Source organism: Hanstruepera ponticola (assembly GCF_002940745.1).
Classification (GTDB): domain Bacteria; phylum Bacteroidota; class Bacteroidia; order Flavobacteriales; family Flavobacteriaceae; genus Hanstruepera; species Hanstruepera ponticola.
Window position 1 is genome coordinate 361,828 of the sequence record NZ_POTB01000001.1, and the last position, 25,811, is coordinate 387,638.

Below are 25,811 nucleotides of genomic sequence, written 5' to 3' on the forward strand. Positions count from 1 at the left end.
GTAACTTGAATACTTTTATATAATTATCTACATCAAATTACTCATCCATTTATGCCTTACAAATACTCCAGTAAAACAAAGAGCAGCCTGCTAGTATGCCTTTTACTTTTTTTTATTGCTTTTGGTTTTTCACAAGATCGATCCAGTTATAATTTACTTTGGAAAATAGAAGGTAAAAATCTAACAAAACCTTCTTACCTATTTGGTACAATGCATGTTGATGATATTAGGGCGTTTAAATTTAGTGATGCCGTAATGCCAGCTATTGAAGAAACAGAAATGTTTGCCTTGGAAGTAAATCCAGACTCGCTTGTAATTGCTATGACGAACAAGGTAATAGATAGAGACCCAAAAGATGTTTTTAAAGACGTATTATCTGACGAAGAATATCAACTTTTAGTTGACCGTTTTGAAGAAATAAACACCTACTCGTTTGAAGATTCAGAATTAAGAGATCCCAATACCATTTTAGCATTATTGATGCCAGAGACAGAAAAAGATGATGACCAATCCACTTTTGTTGATTTATATCTATACAATCAGGCTAGAACTATGCAAAAATCAATAACTGGTCTTGAGGATATGTACGAGCAACTTAACTATTTTGAAAATTTACCGCCAGAATATCAACGCTTATATATTTTAGATCAATTGGAAGATGACGTTGAAACTCTAAATAACGACCTGGAAAAATTGACTAAAATTTATTACACAGGTAATATTCAAGCTATTGATTCAATGATTCAAACCTACCATGGATATGATTTAGAATTAATATCGCGTAATCAAGTTATGGTTAATAGTATTATGAAAATCACCCAAGATAATAGTCTGTTTTCTGCAGTTGGAGCGGCTCATTTGCCTGGAGAGAATGGTATCATAGCACTGTTGCAAAAAGAAGGTTATGATGTGACACCAGTTGAAGCAACTTTTAAAGGTATTGCTGATACATATGTTGTAGACGAATCAAAAATGCTGTGGTACATTTTCAAAGATGAGGAATTAGGATACAGTATAGAAGTGCCAAACAAGCCCAATTATAGTGAAGACTTCCCTGGTTTTACAATTCATATGTATCAGGGTCTTAATGATAACAACCTGTATTTATTTAGCGGAATTAATGTTTCTTTCTATGATGACGACATGGATTTCAAAGCTTTAATTGAAAACTTCGTTAACACACTTACTGAAAGCTATGAAGGGGAATTAAGAAGCCTAACTGAAGTAGATATTTCAGATGGCATTAAATACATTGCAAAAATTGACATGCCAGATAATAACCTTATGCAATTACACGTATTAGTTAAAGATAAGATGTTGTATTACCAAGGTGTTCAATCGGAGGATGATGATATTGAAAATAACAAATCTGTGATTAGATTTTTCAACTCATTAAAAACCAGCAAACCAAAAGCCATAGAGAATAAAGCTTGGATACATCATCATGATAATGTTGGCGCTTTTTCAATTGAATTACCTGACGAACCAAAGAACGTGTCACGAGAGCAGCCAAATCCATATGAAACTGATAGTGAACCATATATTCTTAATATGTTTATGGTAACTGATTATGCCAATGACAACAATTATATAGTACGTTACAATGATCATCCTACAGGATATTATATGGAAGATATCCAAGTTGGTTTTGATGAAATCAAAAAAAGCTTTGAAACTAAAGCCATCATTCTTAACAACGAGAAAACTATTTACCTTAACGGTTATGAAGGTAGAGAGTATGAATTGCTGTTACAAGAAAAATATCATACCATCTGTAGAGTATATTATAGAGGTAATCGCATGTATTTACTTATGCTTCAAAAGTTGAACGAAACTGAAAAGGCTGATCCCGAAAGCCCCTTTTTAGCTAGTTTTAAGTTTGAAGATTATGAAAACCCCAGCACTTTAACCGCATTAAAACCGAAAGACAGCAATTTTGAAGTACAGTTTTTTGAAAAAAATAGACTGATTATTGATACCGTTGACTATGATGATTCTCATATAAAAAACTCTCACGATTATTATACAAAAAATCCAAAATCTGGAGGTGTCTATCAATTTGGATATAGTGATTTACAGGATTATTTTAAAATAAAATCATATGCCGAATTCTACGAATTAAACAAGAATCATCTCCTAGGATGGAATGACAGCCTTGTTAAGCAAGACACTGTAAAAGTTGCAAATGGCACTGGCCTTGATTTTTACATTTTGAATAAAAATAACAACCTAAAAACCAGATACCGAATTTGGCTACAAGACAAGCAATTCTTTATGGTTTCTGCTTTTGTTGCCGAAGAAGAACTAAATAATGATGTTACCAATCGTATTTTTAATTCTTTTGAAGTCAAGAAACAAAACCCTAAACCCTTTGATGTATTTTCATCAAAATCAGAACAGATTTTCAAGGATTTAAAATCTAAAGACAGTATTATTTACAAAAGAGCTTTTGGAGCACTAACTTATTACGATTTTGAAGAATCTGATATCGAAAGCATTCATAAAGCCTTGTCCACATCATATTCTGATAGCTTAAAAAATAATCAAATAAAAAAGAGTTTAGTTACTATATTATCTAATTTAAATAATGAAAGCACCTTGAAGGTACTGCAAAATGAATATGAGAAATCAACTACATCTGATGCATTAAAAACCTCAATTCTTGTAGCCATTCCTGATTTAGCAAATACAGAGGCTATTGCAGTTTACACTGATTTATTATTCAAAAAACCTCCTAAAGATAGTGATAGCTACAATTGGGGCACGTTATCACCTTTTAAGGATTCACTGGCTTACGCCAACTCGCATTATAGCAAACTATTATCACTTCTAGACCATACTAAATTCCGTCGTGACATTCTTAATATTTCCACTGGAATACTCAAGGATTCTACTCTAAACAATCAAGTTGTGAAAGACAGATTTGATTCAATAACCAAATGGACTATGACCGATTTGGCTACTTATATCAAAAATAGCGAAACCGAAGATTATGATTACACCTACAATTCACTTATGTATGCTTACACTGGTTTATTTCATGAAACACAGGATGATAAGCAAGTAATCAAAGATTTTACCCAAGAAATCATTTCAAAAGATTCGAATGAATGGATGATTTCTGAAGCTATTGAAATTCGTATTAAACATAATTTTCATTTAGAAGACACTTTAATCAACAACTATTTAAAGAATAAAAATCATAGGCTTGATATTATTAGAGCTTTTCACGACGCTAATAAGCTGCATGAAATACCTGAAAATTATTTAGATGAAGCATCACTTTCAGAAATTATTTTATACAATTATACCAGTGACGATTACGACGTTGATAACATCACCAATCTTGGTATTGTGACGCACGAAAATAAGGATTATTATATTTTCTCATTCAACCATATCGTTGAAGAAGGAGAATCATCAGAAAATTATATCGGCATTGTAGGACCTATGTCGCCTATTTCGCAAGATTCGCCATTGAATTTTCCAGATGCCTATAGCAATTGGGACTCAATTGAGGATGATTGGCAGTCCCAAGGCCTTAAATTAATTCCAGATTTAATTGAATATGGTTATTAATTCGCATTAATAAACATATTTTTGCATCATGGAACAGCCAACAACTTTTCAAGATTTAAAGCTCAACACACCTCTATACAATGCGTTAGATGATTTAGGTTTTGTACAGCCTACACCTATACAAGAACAAGCATTTAATATTGTTGCTTCTGGTAAAGATGTTGTTGGTATTGCTCAAACAGGAACAGGTAAAACCTTTGCCTATATGCTACCTGTGCTACGAAATTTAAAATTCTCAAAGCAAGACAACCCACGTGTTTTAGTATTAGTTCCTACAAGAGAATTGGTAGTTCAAGTTGTGGAGGAAATTGAAAAATTGGCTAAATATATTAACGTACGTGTGCTTGGAGTTTATGGTGGCGTTAATATTAATACCCAAAAACAAGCAGTTGCACAAGGTTTAGATATTGTTGTCGCTACACCAGGACGCTTATATGATCTAGCTGTTAGCCGTGTATTGCAATTAAAATCCATTCAAAAGCTCATAATAGATGAAGTTGATGTCATGCTTGATTTAGGTTTTAGACACCAATTAATTAATATTTTTGATATACTACCTGAACGCAGACAAAACATTATGTTTTCGGCTACTATGACAGAAGATGTGGATGACTTAATTAATGATTTTTTTATCGCGCCTCAACGGGTTTCAATTGCGGTTTCTGGAACACCATTGGAGAATATAGCACAAACAAAATATGCCGTACCTAATTTTTACACAAAGTTAAATTTACTTAAACATCTACTTCAAGAGTCTGAAACCTATAACAGGGTTTTGGTTTTTGTAGCATACAAAAAAATGGCAGATCGCCTTTTTGATGCTTTGGAAGAATACTTTCCCAATGAAACCTGTGTAATACATTCTAACAAAACTCAAAACTACCGCTTGAGAAGTATTGAACAATTTCAAGAAGGTGAACACCGTATTTTGGTAGCGACGGATGTTATGGCACGCGGATTGGACATTAATGATATTTCACATGTTATCAATTTTGATACGCCTAATTTTCCTGAAAACTACATGCATCGCATTGGTAGGACAGGTCGTGCCGAACGTGAAGGTAATGCCTTGTTGTTTTACACTGACAATGAAATGGAGTCCATGCAAAAAATCGAAGAATTAATGCAAATGACTATCCCAAAATTACCAATTCCTGATGACGTTATTATCTCAACAGAACTTCTTGAAGAAGAACGACCACAAATAAAAGAGCGCAACAATCCCTTGAAACGTAAAGATGACGATGAAGTTGGACCTGCTTTTCATGAGAAAAAAGAGAAAAACCAGAAGGAAAATTTAGGTGGTTCTTATAAATTTAAGATTGCCAAAAAGTATAAAAAGCCTAAAACTAGAGGCGATAAAAACTACAATAAGCGTAATAAACGGAAATAGTGCTTATTCAGCTATTTTCTGTAGCATACCCTTAAAAATCAATCCATGAAAAGGCCATACGCTATACCAATACAAACGTCCATAAATTCCTAAAGGTCTAAAAGTAGCTGTTTGTATTATTTTATTGTCTTTAACCTTAAATTCCAACCAAGCCTCACCAGGTAATTTCATTTCAGCTAAAAGCAATAAGCGTCCCTCTTCCTTATTTGCATACAATACGCGCCAAAAATCAAGAGCATCACCCACATGCAATGTGTTGATATTAGTGCGACCACGCCTTAACCCAACTCCACCTACCATTTTGTCTAAATATCCCCTAATTTGCCACAACCAATTTCCAAAGTACCATCCTGTTTGTCCTCCTATACTCCATATTTTATTAATTGTTGCTTCACGATTATTGAAGTCCATTTCACGTTTATCAATAAAACAACCATAGGTTGGCACTTGAATGAAATGTGAAATCTTATTATTCATGCCACTACTTACATATGCATCTTTCCAACTAGAAACAATTTCATTGTTTTCAATTTTACTAAAGGCACGTTTCAGACACTCTGTATATCCAAGCGGCATTAAATTCAGTAGTTTGTTTAAATCATCATTTCTACAAATAACTTCAACTTTCATGCTGTCAACCAAAGCAACAGCCAACCTATATGACGTAGATGTTACAAAATACAACCAATATGATGATAATCTCGGTGTCATCACTGGTACAGTATAAATAAAACGCTTTAAACCTCTAACCCTTCCAAACTCTAAAAGCATTTCCTTATAGGTTAAAATATCTGGGCCTCCAATGTCATAATTGTTATTATAAGTAGCTTTATGAAACAGTGTTTTAGATAGAAATTGAATGACATCAGAGATTCCAATGGGTTGGCAACGTGTATTCAACCATTTAGGCGTTATCATAATGGGTAGTTTTTCTACCAAATCCCTAATTATTTCAAATGAAGCACTCCCTGATCCAATAATGATTCCTGCTCGTAGTGCAGTGAAATTAAATTTACCACTGCTTAATATATCCTCTACTTTTTTTCGTGAGGTTAAATGTTTTGACAGTTCATCTTCATTGATGATTCCCGTTAAATAAATAACGTGATCAATGTTTGTTTTTGAAACCGCCTGCATAAAATTATTCGCTGAATCGGCTTCCAGTTTTTCATAATCAGCCGAAGATGACATAGAATGCACTAAATAGAATGCACCATCAATATCATTTGGAACATTGGCTAATGTCTCTTTTTTTAGCAAATCCAATTGAATAACGGATATTTGCTTTCTTAAATATTCTGGTGGACTAAACCTACTTTCATCACGCACACAACAAACTACTTCATAACCTAAATCACAAAGCACAGGTAATAAGCGTTTTCCAATGTATCCCGTTGCGCCAGTAAGAAGTACTTTCATTATTAAATTTTAAGAAGTGTAAAGATACGGCTTAAAAAAAAGACTTAAATAACTGCTTAAGAAAGAAAAAATCCCTCGCCTAGCGGCAAGGGATTCGCAAATAACCTCGTTTGTCTTCAAAACCTTCCTAACAATAACTTATTACCATACATAAGTTCGCTCTGAATGTCAACTTGATTATTCGCAGCTGCACTATTAATCAGTGTCTAATATCTTTAAATTTTATTAGACACCAAAATTTAAAAGCGCCTAAATAAAAAAGATTTAAACAATTCCATTAACATCATAATCAGACTATTAAAAATAAAAAAGCAACCACATTGGGTTGCTTTTTGAGCATTAAAGCATGTTACCTTATAGTAACTTTTTCAATTTTTCTATTCGTTCTTTATGATAATCACTATTACTTATTTCAAAGGCTATATTGACATTTTTCAATGCACTTGAATAGTCTTTTATCGATTCATAATAATCTGCCATAGAGTCATATACATTAGCACTTTCAGGATAATACTGTATAGCTTTTTCGAAGTACATTTTAGATTTATCGGGTTGCCCCATTTCCATATTCATATAACCAGACATATTTAAAAGATTTTCAGGATATGGTGCTACTGAATAACCAAAATGAGCTTTTAATTTCGCTTCTCGATTTTCAATAATTCTTACCAATTCACTAACTGATGTTTCTGGGTTATTAATAGCATCTGTATTTTCCATTTGGTACCACTGAAAAAGTGATATCAAACCATCTTTAATTGAAGGTTGCGGAATAGTTCCATGTAAATCGTTAGAATAGAATTGCCATTCGTAATTAAGTCCGATTGATTCGTTTTTATCAATAAATTGGGCTAATTCAATATTTGAACGTGCAAACAAAGTATATTCAGAAGAATCTTGCATGACGTTGTCTATAGTTATGCCAGAATCTTGCATGTGCAATTGTCCGCCTAAAGACATAAATAAGCCTTTTCCATTGAAATTCTTATCCAGAAAGTCTGATTTAGCTTGTTTCATAATTTTTTGATCATCCCAATCTAAACTAGGATCGATACTTATATAATTTACAAATAAATCTGGCTGATTTAGCATAGTATATATAGCAAATAATCCAGCATAAGAGTGCCCAATTAATGTTCTGTAATTGGTAACTGGGTATTTGCCCTCTATGTACGGAATGAGTTCGGTTTTTATAAAAGATAAGAAATGTTTTGCCTCACCATGTTCTTCATTATAAGGCATTCCGCGTCTTGATGTGATTTTTGAAGTCGTTAAATCTCTAGTTCTGTTTACAGCATTAGAAATACCTACGATAATCATTTCTGGCATAAAACCGCCACTATAAAAATCGTGAATATTAACAACTGTTGGCAGTAGTACATCGCCATCTAAAATATAAATAACAGGGTACTTTTCATTTGAATTTGCATTATAACTATATGGCAGTTGAACATAAATATCTCTAGATTCATTAAGGATATTAGAATAGACACTATCTTTTTTTCCTATTTGATACAAATAGTCCGACTGGGCGCAGATAGTTTGTTGTAAAACAAGGCCAATAATTACATAAAAAACTGTTCGCATTTTGATTTATTTGATTTTGTAGATTAGTCTTTTTGTAAGCCTCTTAAGATTAGAATACCTACTCGAGCAATAACAAAGGTTAACAAGCCATATACTGCCGTTAGTAAAGATACTTTTAATCCACCTGCAAAAATAGATGGGTCAGGATCACCCATAGCTTCAACAGAATCAAAGGCCGTAATTAATCCTATTACAGAAGCAAAAAAACCAATAACTAAACCCAGTAAACTACTGTCTATAGCTAGTGCTAACATTTTTTTTGATTGATGGATATTCGTTTTAGCACTTAAAAATCCTTTGATTAAAAATACAATAGATAAGATTAAGCAAATGGTTATTAACGACATCATTAACGGACCACCTTCATTAAATCTATCAATAAAAGGATTTAAGAGAATCGCAACTTTAGGAAACAAAACGTAAAAATTCATAGTTGATGTTTTTAAATTAGAGTATGGGTCAAATTTATACAAGTTAACGTGTTTACATTATTAAATGCGATGAACAACCAAATTAGTTCTTGTATTAACCTTTCTGTCGAAACAAGACTAAAATCCGTTATTCATCTACAATTTATAGTATCATATTAAAAACATCGTATTATTGTATTCAAAATATTTTGCGTGACAACCCAGAAAGTTATCTTGAAATTTATTACTCGAGCATTTTTACATGCTATATTTTGGTGTGCTGTACTGGTATTTTTTACCTATTTTTTTGGAGCAAACAGTAAAAATTTTAATGATACACTACAATTTTCACTCTTCTTAATGCCTATTACAATAGCTACCACCTATGTCTCTATTTATAAACTTATTCCAGATTACTTAATTAAGAAACGGTATTTGAGTTTTGGTGTCTATAGTTTGTACACACTTATTATTTCGGGATACCTGATAATGGTTTCTATTTTCTTTAGTTTGATATATCTCGCTAATTTTGAATACAAGGATATGAATCCGCTTACCAGAAACATGCTGTTTGTAGGAACTGGTGTTTATCTGGTAGTTATTATTGTTAGCGCTTTTAAATTGCTAAAATTGAATCTAAAAAACACAGAAAAAACAAAACAGTTAGAGACTAAAATCCTAGAAACCCAACTAAAGCTTAAAGAACAAGAGCTTAACTATTTAAAAATGCAAATACATCCGCATTTCTTATTTAATACCTTGAATACGCTATATGGTTTTGCTCTAAAAAAAGCCGACGAAACACCTGAAATGATTTTAAAGCTTTCAAACCTTTTAGATTATTTACTCTATCAGATCAACAAACCTTTTGTATTATTAACCGATGAAATAAACCATATAGAAGATTATATTGAGTTAGAAAAAATGCGTTTTAATAACACGCTTAATACTAGTTTTAAATATCACTCAATAAGCGAAACAACAAAAATTGCACCTATGCTCCTACTGCCTTTTGTTGAAAATAGCTTTAAACACGGAAGCCTCGTTGAAGGTGTTCTAACATTAGATATTACACTAACAACTCATGATGATACCATTGAGTTCAACATTACTAATAGTAGTTTGAGTGAAGCTTCTGATTTAGAAAATGGAATTGGACTACAAAACATTAAAAAGCGTTTAGATATATTGTATCATACTAATTACCAACTTGACATTTCACAAGATAATTCGTTATTTCATGTCAAACTTATTTTAAAAACCGAATAATTGTCAGTAAAAACAAACATTAATTGTCTTATTGTTGATGACGAAGCTATCGCTCGCGAAGTTATTGCCACACATCTTTCTAAAATTGATGCTATTACTGTTGTAGCTAGTTGTAGTCATGCTATGGAAGCCTTTAATATTATTAGTACGCATGACATCAACCTTGTTTTTTTAGATATTAATATGCCAGAAATTAGTGGAATTTCCTTTGCGAAATCTATCAATAAGGATATAAATATCATTTTCACAACAGCTTACCGTGATTATGCTGTGGAAGGTTTTGAGCTTCAAGCTGTAGATTATTTATTAAAACCCATTTCTTTTGATCGCTTACTAAAAGCCGTGAATACCTATTTTGATATCTATGCTACTTCAAACCAATCTGTTTTACCACAACCAGAAGCAAACCCATTTATGTTTGTTCGTGCGGATAGGCGCATGATTAAAGTTGATTTTGATTCAATAATTTACATTGAAAGTTACAGCGATTATATTAAAATACACTTACCAAATGAAACCATAGTGACACGAGAAACCATAACGGCAATTGAAGCCAAATTACCAGCAAAAGATTTTTTACGCATTCACCGTTCGTATATTGTTTCTATTGCCAATATTACCTCATTTACTAATGAGCATATTGTAATTAATGGACATGCTCTAACGATTAGTAGAAGTTATAAAAAAGAGGTTTTAGAGTTGTTGGAGAAGTATTAAGATGGAAAATATGGAATTCGCTTATCGGTCTTGTATATGAAAAGTAGCGGATTTCTGCTCACTAACTTTTCGGATTATAACTGACTATTAATTTATTCATTTTGTTTCGATTAAGCGATTAAACCGCTATTTTTTATATACGTTGTTAGGTGTAGAATTATATTGTTAAGTATTCAGCGTAATTTTATTTCTTAATCTTTGAAAAGGTTGCTCTATAATTAAATACATGAGAGCAGCTACTAGCAAAATTACAATTAACGAAACAATTCCATTTACTGTAATTATGGTAGAATCTGACAACGTCGTTTCTTTAAAATATGCTGCTGATTTTGGGAAGTACCAAAACATAAACATTTCATGAAACAAATAAGCAGAATAGGAAACTTGAGCAATTGGATAGAAAAACTTTAAAGATAAAAATGACTTGAATGGTCTAATTGCAAAACCTTTAAAGAATAAAGAAGCAAGAATTAAATAAGCTATAATATAACAAAACAGTTCACGGTGTAGTATTTCATACCAACTTCCAAAAGCAGGAGGTAAACTTTCAAAAATTGAATTTTCAGCAATAGTCCATTGACCTAAAGTAATGCTAGATATTATAATTAATACTTTAAAGGAAATAACGATTAATGTGTTATTAAGTTTTATGTACTTAAAAAAATAATTTTTTAAATTTTCACTTTTAAATACATACAGATATGCAGCAATAACACCAGAAAGTAAACCTCCATATCTTAAATGCGTATAAACGTAATAATCCCAGAACCAAGTTAAATGAGCATCATCTATAAATACGCCTTCAAAAGGGATTTTAAAATCATGAACAATTACAGAATTATGATATTTTAATGCAATTGGTATTATAGCTAGAACTACAAAAAATAAAGTTTTTCTTTTGAATAGTGGAAAAATAAAAGCAATTAAAAAAGGAATAATTATATAGAATTGCTCCTCAATAGCTAAAGACCAAGTCCATGGCATATAAGAGCCAGTAATGTAATTATTTATATATAATAAGTTGGCCCAAGATAAGTGCCAAGTATCAAGAACAGTTCCCTTTAGGAAATATATACCAATTATCATGGCAAATATGTAAACTGGAATCAATCTAAAAAAACGTCTTATGTAAAACTTTTTAAAATTAAGTTTCTCGTTCTTTTTAAATTCTTTAAATAGAATAGAACCGATTAAAAAACCACTTATAACAAAGAATAAATCTACTCCTAAATCTCCTCTTGAAATCCAGACCAAAAATTTGTTCTTAACAACTTCTTGACTAGTTTCTAAATACAAGTTAAGTTGAAATAACCACGAGTGAAATACAATTACCCATAGAATCGCTACTGCGCGAATACCATCAATTACTTTAAAGTTTTGTTTAGGGCGATTGAATAGATTGGATTTGCTCATCTTGGTTAGTGGTTGGTTATTTTACGCCTAACGACTTGATATGAAATCGTTTTAATGTTTTATATCCTATGATAAGCGAAGTTAGCTTTTTCAAAATTTATAATCAACAACATGCTTTTAAGAATTAAAAATAGTTATAAACAAAAAAAGCGAACCATTTGGTTCGCTTTTCAATATTTTGAGACACTTCGACAAGCTCAGTGTGAAAATGCTTTTGTTAAATATGCAATGCTCTATCTTCAGTAGCAGCTAAAGCGGCTTCCTTAATAGCTTCTGTAAATGTTGGGTGCGCATGAGACATTCTGGAAACATCTTCTGCAGAGGCTCTGTATTCCATAGCTACAACAGCTTCGGCAATCATATCGGCAGCACGCGCACCAATCATGTGAACACCTAAAATTTCATCGGTAGATTTATCTGCCAATATCTTTACAAAACCATCTAAATCCATGCTGGCTCTACTTCTACCTAAAGCACGCATTGGAAATTGACCAACTTTATAATCCACACCAGCCTCTTTTAATTCTTCTTCTGTTTTACCAACAGCAGCAACTTCTGGCCATGTGTAAACAACACCTGGAATTAAGTTATAATCAATATGTGGTTTTTGTCCTGCTATAGTTTCAGCTACAAAAACACCTTCTTCTTCAGCTTTATGCGCTAGCATGGCACCTTTTATCACATCGCCAATGGCGTAAATATTACTTGCTGATGTTTGTAAATGCTCATTAACTTCAACCTGACCTCTATCATTTAGCTTCACACCTGCTGCTTCAGCGTTCAGTCCATCAGTATAAGGACGACGCCCAACAGATACTAAACAGTAATCGCCTTTTATTTCAACTTCTTCACCTTTCTTGTTATCAGCTTTAACGATAACTTCATCACCTTTTCGCTCAACCGATTTTACTTTGTGAGAAACATTCATGGTGAATTTGGTTTTCTTAAAAACTTTATTCAATTCTTTTGATAAACCAGAATCCATGGTTGGAATGATACGATCCATATATTCAACCACAGTCACTTCAGCACCTAAACGTCTGTAAACCTGACCTAATTCTAAACCAATAACACCACCACCAATAACGATTAAATGCTTTGGAATTTCTTTAAGTTTTAAAGCTTCTGTTGAAGTTATAATACGCTCTTTATCAAGATTTATGAATGGCAAATTTGAAGGTTTACTTCCAGTTGCTATAATGATGTTTTTGGCTTCAATTTCTTCATCTTTTTCGCCTTTTATCAAGATATGCGTAGCGTCTTTAAACGAACCCATTCCTTGATAGACATCAATCTTGTTTTTCTTCATCAAAAAATCAATTCCGCCAGTAGTTTGATCTACAACTGACTGCTTACGTGCAATCATTTGCTTTAAATTCACCTTAACTTCACCAGGAATATCAATACCATGCTCTTCAAAATGCTTGACGGCATCTTCGTAATGGTGCGAAGAATCTAAAAGTGCTTTACTTGGAATACAACCTACATTTAGACAGGTTCCGCCTAACGTGGCATATTTCTCAATTAAAGCTGTTTTCATGCCTAATTGCGCACAACGAATAGCCGCAACATATCCTCCAGGTCCCGAGCCAATAATGGCTACATCATATGAATTCATATAAAAATAGTTATCAAGTTGATTAAAAAACGTTCCTGTTTTTACAGGAATGACAATTTACAATGGTGTTTACAAAAAATGTAAACCCTTTTTTGCGAGTACAAAAATACAAATGTTTTATGGGAAGACCATAAGAATTACACGTGAAGATAAGGTTAATTTTAATACTTAATTAATGAGCTTTTCCGCTTCCTGAATAACTCTTATCTTTTTCAATGTCCATTAAAATCCAATCCAATTCAGGATCCACGTCATTTATCCTATCCTGTTGTGTAGGAACAATAAACACATCTGGCCTTACACCATAACCATCAGGTTTTGTTTTGTAAGGCGCATCAATATGCATTAATCCAATACGTACTTTTATTAAACTATTTGGCAAGGTGTAGTACTTATAAATACCCGCAACGGTACCGTTGTAAGCCCCTCCCGTTTCTTCACCTACAAAAACAGCACGATTTGTAGCTTGTAAATTAGTTGATAAAATAGATGACGCTGAAAAAGAGTTTCCATTAATTAGCACATAAACCTTTCCTTGATAGTTGTTTTCTTTAGGCTCCTTTAACTTGCTATACTTAAATTTATAATAGATTTTATCATCAACTTTTTTAGTTTTTAATAGGTTATGCGTGACTATTAGAGGAGATAATAAAACTGAAACAACCTTTAACCCAAACGGACTGCCATTTGCCATAGCAAAAGCCATAAATGGCACACGACTATTAACCTCGCTTTCATTGATAAACTGAAAATCATCTTGAGCTAAATAGGCATATAAATAGGCTATCTCCGAAATACGCCCTCCTCCATTATCTCTTAAATCAATTACTAAATATGGCGTTTTTAAAGAATCGAGCTTCTCAAAACTTTCATCATAATACGTTTTGAATTTTCCATTGGTAAAGCTGCGTATTTTCATGTAAGCGACCTCATTATCCGAATCCAAGAAACTAAAGTTTCTTGTGTATTCCTTCCTTGATGGTATATAGCCTAATTTTTTATTTTGTCGGCGCTTTTCCTTTGCTGCTAACTTTTTGACGCGTTTTTCTGCTTTAGAAAGTTCAGCAGCAACCGTAGTGTCTTTTGGCTTATTGATGGAATCTGTCTTTTTGTTTTTGTCAACCAATCGTAATACTTTGGTAAATACTGAATCTTTGAGTTTAAAGGTCATTGGTAAACTATCCAGAAACCCTTTGTCTCTGTAATACATCCTAGTAAATCCTTTACTCATAGCTCTATCATAAAGCGTGGTATTATAACCATCAGAAGCAATTTGCGTTTTATATTTTTTAATTAAATCATTTGGGTCCTCGTTGCCAATTTTTAAAACTTGACTTCCAATTAATGTAGAATCTTTTCTTGCGCCTTCAACCCAGAGTGTATTATCTAAATATTCAAAATCTAACTTATAAAACTCGAATTCCTTTTTTTGTAATGCTTTGCGTTCTTTCTTGGTGAATTTTTCTTTTGGTGGCACTACTGATATATGACCTTGTCGTACTTCCTTAATTACAGGAGCAATTTTTTCATAAAACTCTTGACTCGTTATTGGTTTCATTATGGTAGTCTTTAAACTGTCAAATTTAAAATCTAAAACCTCCTTTGAAGTGTATTGATAGAGATGCGGATGATGTTTTTGCAACTGCTTATATACAGCATCAACATCAGCTTTTAATGATTCAATACTGTGCAAACTAGTTACTTGCTGATTATATTTATCAACTGACTTACAAGAAGCAAATAACAATACTAAAAATATTACAAAGGTGTACCGCATAGGTTTAGTCCAGAAAATTTAGAATACGAATAAACTCTAATTTTATGAAATATTAAAATGCAACATCTTAAAAGTTTAATAAATTACGCTGGAAAGCCTAACATATCACCCATCCCAACCGTAAATAGCCAACAGCCATAAATAGCATGTTCAATACTCACTAAAAATGTAGATTTTGATGTTTTGTAGGTGATTGCAAAAAGAATACCACCAATAAAAGTTAATACTAAAACTAGTGTGTTTCTAAAAAAGATATGCGCCAATGAAAAAACTATAGCATTGATAAAAATTAATATGGCTTCAGATTTGAAAAGCACTTGATAACGCTTGAAGAAAAAAGTCCGATAAATTAATTCTTGTGGATATACTGAAAACAACGTGTAAACAATTAAAATACCCAGCCATAAAAGTGGTTTGTTTATTACAACTGCAAAGAGGTTTTCTCTATCAACCAAAAACACATAAGGTACTGTGAGTGTTGTAATTATTAAAAATTTAACAGCTGTTTCTTTTAAAAATTTACTCCAATTTAAATTGGAACGTATGCCAAAATGAAGCTTTTCTATTTTAAGAAGTACAATTACAATGTAAACAAAACCGATTACACCCAATATTATTTTAATTGCAATATAGTAATCAAGCACCAAGGATATTGGAAAAACAATAAACAAAGTAAAAAACTCTGCTAATCTGTAATTTAATGACTGCATTTAAGATACGTTTATAGCTGTGGTGTGTTTAACTTCATTGATAACGAACATACTGTGCGTACTACCAATATGACTAATTGATGTTAACTTATTAACCATAAATTCTCTGAAATCCTCCATGTCTGATACCATCACTTTCAATAAATAATCATAATCACCGCTTACATGATAACATTCCAAAACCTCGTCCAAATTGGTTACTTCGCGTTCAAATTTTACAACATAATCTTGAGAATGTTGGACTAATTTTATATGGCAGAATGCTACAAAATTTTTGTCAACTTTTTCCTTATTCAACAAAGCCACATATCGATCAATAACACCTTCACGTTCGAGCTTTCTAATACGCTCGTAAACAGCGGTAACTGATAGGTTCAGCTTATTAGATAATTCTTTATTGGTTTGTTTGGAGTCTGCTTGTAAATAACTCAAAAGCTGCAGATCAATAGTATCAAATAACATGAATGAAAAATTTTCGCTTGAATTACAAATTTAAGACATTTTAATTACAATAATTAGCCTATTCATGAGGTATATAGTTTTTTTATCTAATTAATTACACATGTATTGATAATTAATCTAATTATTCGGATTTTTACAACATTATAAACTAAAACATTATCATTATGGCATTCAAACCAGCAAACAACATACAAGATTTACAATATTTTGGAGAATTTGGAGGTGTTAATCCATCCATTTCCGATTCATCAACCTATACGTTTTTATCAGCAAAAACGATGTTTGACACCTTTGAAGGCAATGCTGATGGTTGCTATTTATATTCACGTCACTCCTCACCTTCCAATTTGTATTTAGGTGAAGCACTTGCTGCTATGGAAGGTACCGAAACAGCTAATGTAACGGCTTCAGGAATGGGAGCCATTACACCAGTTATTATGCAACTTTGTGACGCTGGTGACCATGTTGTTTCAAGCAGAACAATTTATGGTGGAACTTATGCCTTTCTTAAAAATTTCACACCTCGATTTAATATAGAAACTAGTTTTGTAGATATTACAAAATTAGATGTTGTAGAAGCTGCAATTAAACCAAATACTAAAATTCTTTATTGCGAATCTGTAAGTAACCCTTTGCTAGAAGTTGCAGATATAGCAGGATTAGCAAAACTGGCTAAAAAACACAATCTCAAATTGGTTGTTGACAATACGTTCTCGCCATTATCTATTTCACCGGCTAAATTAGGAGCTGATGTGGTAATACATAGTTTAACAAAATTCATTAATGGTAGCAGTGACACTGTTGCTGGTGTAGTTTGTGGAACTCAAGAATTTATAAACGACTTAAGAAATGTGAACGATGGTGCTTGTATGTTATTAGGTTCTACAATGGACAGTTTACGTTCTGCTTCGGTTTTAAAGAACTTGCGAACTTTACATATTAGAATGCAACAGCATAGTCACAATGCGAGCTATTTAGCCAGCAAATTTGAAGCTGATGGCTTGAAAACGGTTTATCCTGGATTAGCATCTCATCCATCGCATGAATTATTTAAAAGTATGATGAATGACAAATATGGTTTTGGCGGTATGCTGACTATTGACGTAGGATCTATTGATAAGGCCAATGCACTAATGGAAATGATGCAACATAAAAATCTTGGTTATTTAGCTGTAAGCCTTGGTTTTTACAAAACTTTATTTTCGGCTCCAGGAAGTTCTACCTCCTCTGAAATACCTGAAGATGAGCAAAAGGAAATGGGATTAAGTGATGGTTTGATTCGTTTTTCAATTGGTTTAGATGCTGATATTGAAAGAACTTATAACGTGATGCGAAGTTGTATGGAAGAACTATCAATTTTAGATAAAAGAAAACAAACAGAATTAGCATAAAAGAATTGAAGTAGCGCTTTATTTAATTATTAGGCGCTATTTTTTTCCTTTCATTCTTTCCCATAACTCCTTTACAGCTTGAGATACATTTTCATCATCTCTCACAAAAGGCTTCATATTCAAAGCACCATCATCGTCAAAAAGTATAAAACTAAATACTGATGAATTTGGATTGTTCTTATCTGATAACGGATACCGTAAATCATTATATTGATACCTATTGTCGCCAATTCTATAAATACTAAAGTAATCATTACTAAACCAGGCCAGTTTATTGAGTCGTTTAAAATCTTCTGAAGTTATATCTCTTACTTTAGGAATTTCAAACCAATCAGAAAAGCGATCACCTTCATCTAACAATGAATAATAACCAACACGATAAGTTGTTTCTGATTCTAATACACCATACCAGAGTATATTATTAAATATGGTTGGTTGTGTAAAATATCTCTGATAGCTGATATTTTCTTCTTTTAATGACGTCTGAAAAACAGAATCAATATATATTTTGTTCCCTAATGTAAAAAGCATGTAAGCCGAACTAATACCAAGTCCGAGTTGTAGCCATAGTTTTCTAGAAGAATTGTTTCGTTTAAAAAACATCATAACGATTAAACAAAGTAAAAACGGTACTGTATAAATAGGGTCAACTACTGCTATATTATTAAATGCAACTCGGTAATTACTAAAAGGTGCGAATAATTGTGTACCATATGGTGTAAAGGCATCTAAAATTGGATGCGTAAACAATGATAGAAAAAAGAGCCATATCCAATCTTTTACGTTAGTGGTATATTTTCTTTTTCCTGAATCATACATTTTAAAGAATAGCAAACCAAACAGAAAAGCTCCCATAATTGAAAACAAAATAGAATGCATAAAGCCTCTATGAAACAGCATAGCATCTATTTCATTTCCATAAAGCCAACTTCCAACGAAAACATCTAAATCAGGAATAGTACCACCAATAGCACCAAAAAGCAAGGCCTTGTTGCCAATTTTTTTACCAAGTGCTGCTTCGCCACATGCAGCTCCCAATACAATTTGAGTGAGTGAATCCATATGGATACAAACATACCAACAAAAGGATTAATTAAGATAAAAATCCTTAATCTTTATTCAAGAACCGTTTGATTTCATCAATCTGATGCTGTTGCTTTTCTAATTTTTCTTTTAGCAAATCATTTTCTTTTTTTAATTCTATGATGTACAAATAGGCTTCTTCAATTTTTTCTAGGTTTGTTACTGTCATCTCTCCAACATCTATGGTCATTCCATTATCTTTAACTTCTTGATATGATTTAACATTTGGCAAATGACCATTTTCTTTTATAAAAGTTTCAACTTCAGCTAGAGTTTTAAACGTATAATCAGCATTCAGTTCAGAATATCCTTTAAAGTAGGATTCAAAAACATAATCTGGATAGGTAGTCGTATCCGATTCGAAATTGACAGCTCGAGCCGTTCCATAAACTCGTAAAGGATAACCTCCAGCAAGATCTATCTCTACGCGCTCTTGAGTAGAAGATTTAAAGATGAAACTATCTGTAGCATCCTCATACTCCAATCCCCAGGCAGGAAAAGCTGGTGAATGCGACAACACCATTCTATCTACATTTCCAGCACCTTGAAACATATACATCATAGAGCTTGGTGTACCATTGGTGTTTGGAAATATAATACTGGTTTGATCACTTGTAAAACTAATATCGTCAGCAGCAGTAGCAACATCTAAAGTATTCCCTGTTCGTGACCAATATGAAACGGATGGGTTGTTAACCCAGCTTACATTTCCAATACCATCTGTTTGCATGATTTGTCCGTTTGTACCTCTTGCAGCAGGTAAAATATAATTGTTTCCTGTTGTGGTTCCAATTGATACATTTCCTAAAAAGTAACCTGCATAACTTCCTGCTTTTAACACATTGGAATAAACACCATAGTGCGTACCGCCTGCTGAATTTGCAATAGTATTGAAAGACCCGTATTTAGTACCACTTCCACTACCACTTATTTGAGAGTAAACGCCATATTTATTACCATTACCATTATTTGAAATAGTTGAATACATCCCATAATGAGATCCATCACCTTGACTATAAATCTCATTAAATAAACCATATTGAGGGTTTGAAGCACCATTATTAAAAAAATAATTTTTCACACCATATTGAGGTCCATTTCCTGTTCCAGAAAAATTATTATCCAAGCTTATATGATCACCATTACCTGAATTAGAAATGTTTGCTCTAAAACCTGTTTGATCTCCAGTACCTGTTCCTGATAGGGAGATCACAGAGCCGTAGTGAACTCCAGAGCCACTTCCATTTAAAACAATAAATTCCCCCCAATGATTACTATTTCCTGAATTATCAATATAAATATAATCACCTATTTGAAATCCTGTACCTGTGCCTTGTAATCGAGTCCAATCTCCATAATGCGGACCACTTCCCGTACCTGACAAGACATTATAAGAGCCATAATGATCACCATTACCAGTATTATTTATATAATTATATGCACCTATTTGATTCCCAGTACCAGCACCTTCTAATCGTACCCAGTTCCCAAAGTGTGAGCCCGATCCTGTTCCGGTCAAGGCACTGTAAGATCCAAAATGATTGGCATTACCACTATTATCTATTTCATTGTAAACACCATATTGTCTTCCTGTCCCAGAGCCGCCTAAAGTATTGTATAATCCATAATGAATTCCAGAACCAACTCCTTCTAAATCAACATACCCTCCGTAATGTATAGCATTGCCAGTATTTATGATGTTTACATAGTTGCCATATTGCTCTCCAGTACCAGCACCTTGTAGTCTTGTCCAATTTCCGTAATGCAAACCACTGCCCGTATTATCAATAAAATTAATAGTTCCATATTGAATTCCCGATCCAATACCAGATAGAAAATTATATGAACCATAATGATTTTCAGATCCTGAATTATTAATTAGATTATAAATTCCGTACTGCCTGCCATTTCCTGATCCTGAAAGAGAATTATAAGTACCATAATGAAAATCATTTCCATTATTAGTCACTCTATTTCTTACGCCATATTGCTCTCCAGAACCTGAACCACTAATTAGATTATCAACACCATAATGATTACCACTTCCAGTATTAGTAATTGCGGTGTAAACTCCTGTTTGACCACCATTTCCAGATCCTGCTAATTGTGCATAAAGTCCACCATGATCATTCGTCCCATTTCCAATTAAACCAGTCCGAAAACCATAATGTCTACCATTTCCTGTATTAGAGATGATAGAATAATAACCACTTCTACCAATATCATCAGTTCCTTCTAAAGTGAGAAAAGCTCCGAATTCAGATGTACCACTCAATATTTCTAACGGATAGTCTGCTGTATTTTTACCAATGGCTAAATGGCCCATTGTAAATAGGTCATCATTAATATCATCTGGTGCTGTTGTGGTACCCTCTTCATAGAAATCATGGTCGTCTCCTTGACTTTGTTGAATAGGCGTCCATTGCGTTCCGTTAAAGAAGTAAAACCCAACACCATTTCCGCCTGTGGTACCAGCGTTTGTATTCCAAACTAACAAACCGGTTGCAGGTGAAGCAACTGGCGCTGTTGTATTTGTAACATCGGTTAAATTAACTCTGGGAACAAGTACTCCTTTGTCTGAAGCCGTAATATCTAAAATTGATGAAGCATCTGGATTAGTCGTCCCTATTCCAACTTGAGCCACAATATTGATAGTAAAACAGTAATAACAGAATAGAAATAGGACTTTGAATTTCATTTTAGTTGGTTTATATAATGACCATGCTCAAAATTGCACTTTTATTATATAACCATACCTAACCCTATGGGTTAGTTTTAAAAATACAAATGTCAACTAATTGATTTCAAGGTATTTAAAACAGTAGTCAATGGAATATTATAAAAATTTCATTCCCTACTAACTAATGATTAAGCTTGTTTGTTTTTAAATAATTGATAAGTAGATTAGACCGGAAATTCATAAAAAACATACTCCACTTGAGTAGATTAATTATATGGATTTAAGCATATACTTGAATGCTTCTTTTCTATTGTTAACACCTAACTTGCTGTAGGCATTTCTTAAATGAAATTTAATAGTACTCACCGACACAAATAATTCACCTGCAATCTCTGAATTTGTTTTCCCTGCTATACAAAGTTTAAGTGCTTCAAACTCTCTGTCTGTTAAAGGTGTTTCCAGTTTTTGGTTCAATTCTTGCATTTTTAAATCAACCGATAATTCAGCTGGACTACTATGCAATTCTATAAATCGCTTTTGAAGAGCCTCTACCTGTAATGACTGTGCAATACGCTCTGCTTTTTCTTTTTTATGCTTCGAAACGAAAAATATGATAATTATTAAAATAACTGCAAAACCGCTAACGGCAATTATTAATTGTTTATTTCTAGCCTTTTCCAAATAGGCTTTATTCAACTGACTTTCAAAAGTTAATTTTTGTATTTCTTTTTCTTTTTTTGCCGTTTCATATTGAGTTTCAAGAGCAGCAACTCGTGCTTTCACTTCAACACTGCTTAATGAATCAGCTAACTTAATATAAGCGTTTCTAAAGTTTAATGCTTCATTTGGTTTTCCTTTTTTCAAAGCTATTTGATATAATAAATCATAGGCTTGCTGTTCACTATTTGAAAAACCATTTTTTTTGGCAACAAACAGGGCTTTTTGGGCATAATCTGTAGACCTATTAAGCATATCCTGTTCAAGTTTCACGCTAGACATAGCGAGTAATGTAGTAATGTATTCTTCTTGTTCACCGAGAGTTTTGGCATATTTGTGAGCTTCTTGATAATGAACAAAAGCACTATCTAAATTTTGTTTTTTCTTAAACACCTTACCCAAATTACTTTCAGCATAAACCAACATGGTTGTATTATTTAGATTCTTGAAAAAAGTCCGGGCTTTATTTAGGTGTTCTATACCATTATCCAATTGGTTCATATCATTATAAACCATTGCAAGCCGTAAGTGATTGAGTGCAATATCGGTTGTGTCATTTATAGTTTGAGAGAGTGTTAAGCATTTTTTAGTATTTTCCAACGCTTTGTCCATTTGTCCTAACTGATAGTAAACACCACCTAAATTACCATAGGTTTTACTCAACACATCATTAAGTCGCTTATCATTTTTCCCTTCAGCTAGTCTCATCACTTCTTGATAAGCAGATAAAGAAGATTCATATTCTGCCTTACCCATGTAAACCAATCCACGAGTATTATTGATCATTGCCAATAAAAAATTAGATGGAATTTGATTGGCTATTTTTTCAGATTTGTCAAGATAATAAAAAGATGAATCAGCATGGTTAATTTGACCATAGGCAATACCCAAATTCAAATAAAAATGCCCTTTTAACGAGTCATTTACTTGCTCGACAACGACTTGATGTTTCAGTAAATCTTGAATACCCTCTCTAGGGTTTTCTGTAGTCATAAACTGTTCTATGGCATCACTTACTTTGCGCTCGTTTGTCTGACAATACATGAAAGCTGGAAAAATTAAAGCAATAAATAACTTGATACTATTGTTTGAAATTTTTAGCTTATAAATCATTGTTAATTATGGTTTTAACTCTCAATGTTTAAATATACCAAAATGATTTAATTCTTTCAGAGAATTGAAAAAGGTTTAAATAATAAGTTTAAAAGAATATTCAAAAAAAAACCTCTTCTGTCATTTTTGCATAGATTGTTATAAAATTGTAACATTACAAATCAAAAAACCAAACTAACAGCATTAATTAATGGAAAGTCAAGATATCAAACCCAGAAAACCGCAAGATGAAAATATTGTAACAAACAAAGAATTGAATATATGGGAAGCATTAATTCCTGTTTTGGCATTGGTTGGGATGCTTGCCTTTAACGTATTGATCTATGGTGATGATGCTTTGAGCGGCAGTAATCAATTTATATTACTATTGGGAGCAGCAGTAGCTGCAATTGTTGGGTTTTATAATAAAGTTACATTTAACCAAATGCTTGATGAAGTTGCCGAAAATGTTAAATCGACGACTGGTGCCATATTAATACTTTTGATGGTAGGCGCCTTGGCAGGAACATGGCTAATAAGTGGTATAATTCCCGCAATGATATATTATGGTTTGCAAATCTTAAATCCAACAATATTTTTAGCAGCTTGTGTTATAATATGTGCTATAATATCAATAGCTACTGGTAGCTCTTGGACGACTTCTGCAACGGTTGGTATAGCGCTAATTGGTATTGGAGAAGCTCTTGGAGTTTCTTTAGGAATGACAGCAGGAGCCGTATTGTCTGGGGCTTATTTTGGGGATAAAATGTCTCCGTTAAGTGATACCACAAATTTAGCTCCTGCTATGGCTGGAGCAGAATTGTTTGACCATATAAAATATATGGCACTTACAACAGTTCCTACAATCACAATTACACTTATAGTTTTTATCTTTTTAGGGTTTATGCAAGATTCATCTGGTGTTACCGACACATCTTTATTACTTAATGATATTAACAACACTTTTAACATTAATGGTTGGCTGTTTTTAGCTCCAGTAGCAGTTATTATATTAATTATAAAAAAAACACCACCGTTAATTGCGCTTCTTGTAGGAACACTTTTAGGTGGGATTTTCGCATTAGTATTCCAGCCCAACATTGTTGCCCAAATCACTGGAGCTGACTCATTAACTTTAACATCAGCTTACAAAGGCATAATGAATGCTATTACAGTAAAAACTACAATTATTACAGAAAATGAAACTCTACAAGAGTTATTTTCGGCATCTGGCAAAGGCATGTATGGAATGTTAACCACTATCTGGCTTATCATTTGCGCTATGGTTTTTGGCGGTGTTATGGATGCTATTGGTGCGCTATCACGAATTAGCGCTGCTTTATTAAGTTTAGCATCATCTACCTTTGGTTTATTTGCTAGTACTGTTGCCAGCTGTTTAGCTTTAAACGTAACAGCTTCAGATCAATATCTAGCAATTGTAGTTCCTGGAAAAATGTTTAAGAAAGCTTATGAAGAAAAAGGTCTAGCACCAGAAAATTTAAGTAGAACATTAGAAGATTCAGGAACAGTAACTTCAGTACTTGTGCCTTGGAATACTTGTGGAGCATATCAAAGCGGTGTTCTTGGCGTTCCAGTTATCGATTATTTCTTCTTCGCTATATTCAACTGGTTAAGCCCGTTTATGACTTTGTTATTTGCCGCTTTCAATATTAAAATAAAGCAGTTAAGAGGTAAATTGGCATAAACTATCGCTTTATAAATTTTTAAAATATTAATGCATTGTCAAGGTATGAGTAATATGTATCTTTGCAGCTGAAAATTAATTTTTAACACAAAAAAGTAAATTAAAAAATGGCTGTATTAGTAGGAAAAAAAGCACCTCAATTTAATGCACAAGCAGTGGTCAATGGTGGCGAATTTGTTTCAGATTTTTCATTAGAACAATTCATTGGAAAAAAGCACGTCGTATTATTCTTTTACCCAAAAGATTTTACGTTTGTATGCCCAACTGAACTACATGCTTTTCAAGAAAAATTAGCAGAATTTGAATCTAAAAATACTGCCGTAATTGGTGTTTCTACAGACACTGAACAATCACATTGGGGTTGGTTACAATTAGATAAAAATAATGGAGGTATTAAAGGTGTAAAATATCCTTTAGTAGCAGATACCAATAAAACTATTTCTAAAAACTATGATGTTTTAGCTGGTGACTATTATTATGATGAAAATGATATGTTACAAGCTGATGGTGAATTAATCGCTTACAGAGGTTTATTCCTAATTGACAAAGAAGGTATTGTACGTCATCAAATTGTTAACGATCTACCATTAGGTAGAAATGTTGATGAAGCGTTACGTATGGTTGATGCTCTACAATTCGTAGAAGAAAATGGTGAGGTTTGTCCTGCAAACTGGAACAAAGGTAAAGAAGGTATGAATGCCACTCACGAAGGTGTTGCTGAATTTTTAGAAAAGCATGTTAACTAAATTATTGATTAGTTCAATAAATAAAAAAGTCTGCTCAACAGAG

At 32.8% G+C, this 25,811-nt stretch carries 18 protein-coding genes; 7 read left to right on the plus strand and 11 right to left on the minus strand.

The window, feature by feature from the left end; all coding sequences use genetic code 11:
- Nucleotides 1-51 precede the first annotated feature (51 nt).
- Together C1S72_RS01680 and C1S72_RS01685 are read left to right on the plus strand one after the other, a co-directional pair.
- On the plus strand, nucleotides 52-3,579 hold the full coding sequence (locus C1S72_RS01680; RefSeq protein ID WP_104733944.1) for a TraB/GumN family protein: 3,528 nt from the start codon (nucleotides 52-54) through the stop codon (nucleotides 3,577-3,579).
- A 28-nt stretch (nucleotides 3,580-3,607) separates the two neighbouring features.
- The gene (locus tag C1S72_RS01685; protein WP_104733945.1) at nucleotides 3,608-4,972 is read left to right on the plus strand and encodes a DEAD/DEAH box helicase; all 1,365 of its coding nucleotides are present in this window, start codon (nucleotides 3,608-3,610) and stop codon (nucleotides 4,970-4,972) included.
- Nucleotides 4,973-4,975: 3 nt separating this feature from the next.
- Here C1S72_RS01685 and C1S72_RS01690 read toward each other — a convergent pair whose 3' ends face one another.
- The 3 genes from C1S72_RS01690 to C1S72_RS01700 form a co-directional block, all read right to left on the minus strand.
- Nucleotides 4,976-6,391, minus strand: coding sequence for an SDR family oxidoreductase (locus tag C1S72_RS01690; protein ID WP_104733946.1), 1,416 nt, complete (start codon nucleotides 6,389-6,391; stop codon nucleotides 4,976-4,978).
- 354 nt (nucleotides 6,392-6,745) lie between these two features.
- Nucleotides 6,746-7,978, minus strand: a complete 1,233-nt coding sequence (locus C1S72_RS01695; protein WP_104733947.1) for an alpha/beta hydrolase-fold protein — start codon at nucleotides 7,976-7,978, stop codon at nucleotides 6,746-6,748.
- A gap of 23 nt (nucleotides 7,979-8,001) precedes the next feature.
- The gene (locus tag C1S72_RS01700; RefSeq protein WP_104733948.1) at nucleotides 8,002-8,409 is read right to left on the minus strand and encodes a MotA/TolQ/ExbB proton channel family protein; all 408 of its coding nucleotides are present in this window, start codon (nucleotides 8,407-8,409) and stop codon (nucleotides 8,002-8,004) included.
- Nucleotides 8,410-8,748: 339 nt separating this feature from the next.
- On the opposite strand from C1S72_RS01700, the gene C1S72_RS01705 reads away from it, so the two are divergent.
- Together C1S72_RS01705 and C1S72_RS01710 are read left to right on the plus strand one after the other, a co-directional pair.
- Entirely contained in the window at nucleotides 8,749-9,657 is a 909-nt protein-coding gene (locus C1S72_RS01705; RefSeq protein ID WP_230401560.1) for a sensor histidine kinase, read from the plus strand.
- Nucleotides 9,658-10,374: a LytR/AlgR family response regulator transcription factor gene (locus C1S72_RS01710; protein WP_205527076.1), complete on the plus strand. Its 717-nt coding sequence runs from the start codon at nucleotides 9,658-9,660 to the stop codon at nucleotides 10,372-10,374.
- A gap of 165 nt (nucleotides 10,375-10,539) precedes the next feature.
- Here C1S72_RS01710 and C1S72_RS01715 read toward each other — a convergent pair whose 3' ends face one another.
- The 5 genes from C1S72_RS01715 to C1S72_RS01735 form a co-directional block, all read right to left on the minus strand.
- Entirely contained in the window at nucleotides 10,540-11,787 is a 1,248-nt protein-coding gene (locus C1S72_RS01715; protein WP_104733950.1) for an acyltransferase family protein, read from the minus strand.
- Between the two features lie 217 nt (nucleotides 11,788-12,004).
- Entirely contained in the window at nucleotides 12,005-13,405 is a 1,401-nt protein-coding gene (gene lpdA, locus C1S72_RS01720) for a dihydrolipoyl dehydrogenase (protein ID WP_104733951.1), read from the minus strand.
- Between the two features lie 172 nt (nucleotides 13,406-13,577).
- On the minus strand, nucleotides 13,578-15,182 hold the full coding sequence (locus C1S72_RS01725) for a S41 family peptidase (protein ID WP_104733952.1): 1,605 nt from the start codon (nucleotides 15,180-15,182) through the stop codon (nucleotides 13,578-13,580).
- Nucleotides 15,183-15,265: 83 nt separating this feature from the next.
- Nucleotides 15,266-15,892 (minus strand): CPBP family intramembrane glutamic endopeptidase, encoded by a 627-nt coding sequence (locus C1S72_RS01730; protein ID WP_104733953.1) that lies wholly within the window; start codon nucleotides 15,890-15,892, stop codon nucleotides 15,266-15,268.
- Nucleotides 15,893-16,354: an Lrp/AsnC family transcriptional regulator gene (locus C1S72_RS01735; protein ID WP_104733954.1), complete on the minus strand. Its 462-nt coding sequence runs from the start codon at nucleotides 16,352-16,354 to the stop codon at nucleotides 15,893-15,895.
- Between the two features lie 164 nt (nucleotides 16,355-16,518).
- Here C1S72_RS01735 and C1S72_RS01740 point away from each other — a divergent pair, with 164 nt between their 5' ends.
- Nucleotides 16,519-17,745, plus strand: coding sequence for an aminotransferase class I/II-fold pyridoxal phosphate-dependent enzyme (locus C1S72_RS01740; RefSeq protein ID WP_104733955.1), 1,227 nt, complete (start codon nucleotides 16,519-16,521; stop codon nucleotides 17,743-17,745).
- Between the two features lie 36 nt (nucleotides 17,746-17,781).
- Here C1S72_RS01740 and C1S72_RS01745 read toward each other — a convergent pair whose 3' ends face one another.
- The 3 genes from C1S72_RS01745 to C1S72_RS01755 all read right to left on the minus strand — a co-directional run bounded on the left by C1S72_RS01745 (nucleotide 17,782) and on the right by C1S72_RS01755 (nucleotide 23,338).
- Complete coding sequence (locus C1S72_RS01745) at nucleotides 17,782-18,807, minus strand: metal-dependent hydrolase (RefSeq protein ID WP_104733956.1); 1,026 nt, start codon at nucleotides 18,805-18,807, stop codon at nucleotides 17,782-17,784.
- Between the two features lie 46 nt (nucleotides 18,808-18,853).
- Complete coding sequence (locus tag C1S72_RS01750) at nucleotides 18,854-21,526, minus strand: autotransporter outer membrane beta-barrel domain-containing protein (protein ID WP_162919899.1); 2,673 nt, start codon at nucleotides 21,524-21,526, stop codon at nucleotides 18,854-18,856.
- Nucleotides 21,527-21,778: 252 nt separating this feature from the next.
- On the minus strand, nucleotides 21,779-23,338 hold the full coding sequence (locus C1S72_RS01755; protein WP_104733958.1) for a LuxR C-terminal-related transcriptional regulator: 1,560 nt from the start codon (nucleotides 23,336-23,338) through the stop codon (nucleotides 21,779-21,781).
- 190 nt (nucleotides 23,339-23,528) lie between these two features.
- Here C1S72_RS01755 and nhaC point away from each other — a divergent pair, with 190 nt between their 5' ends.
- Both nhaC and C1S72_RS01765 read left to right on the plus strand, forming a co-directional pair.
- The gene (gene nhaC, locus C1S72_RS01760; RefSeq protein ID WP_104733959.1) at nucleotides 23,529-25,022 is read left to right on the plus strand and encodes a Na+/H+ antiporter NhaC; all 1,494 of its coding nucleotides are present in this window, start codon (nucleotides 23,529-23,531) and stop codon (nucleotides 25,020-25,022) included.
- Nucleotides 25,023-25,129: 107 nt separating this feature from the next.
- Entirely contained in the window at nucleotides 25,130-25,768 is a 639-nt protein-coding gene (locus C1S72_RS01765) for a peroxiredoxin (RefSeq protein WP_104733960.1), read from the plus strand.
- Nucleotides 25,769-25,811 lie beyond the last annotated feature (43 nt).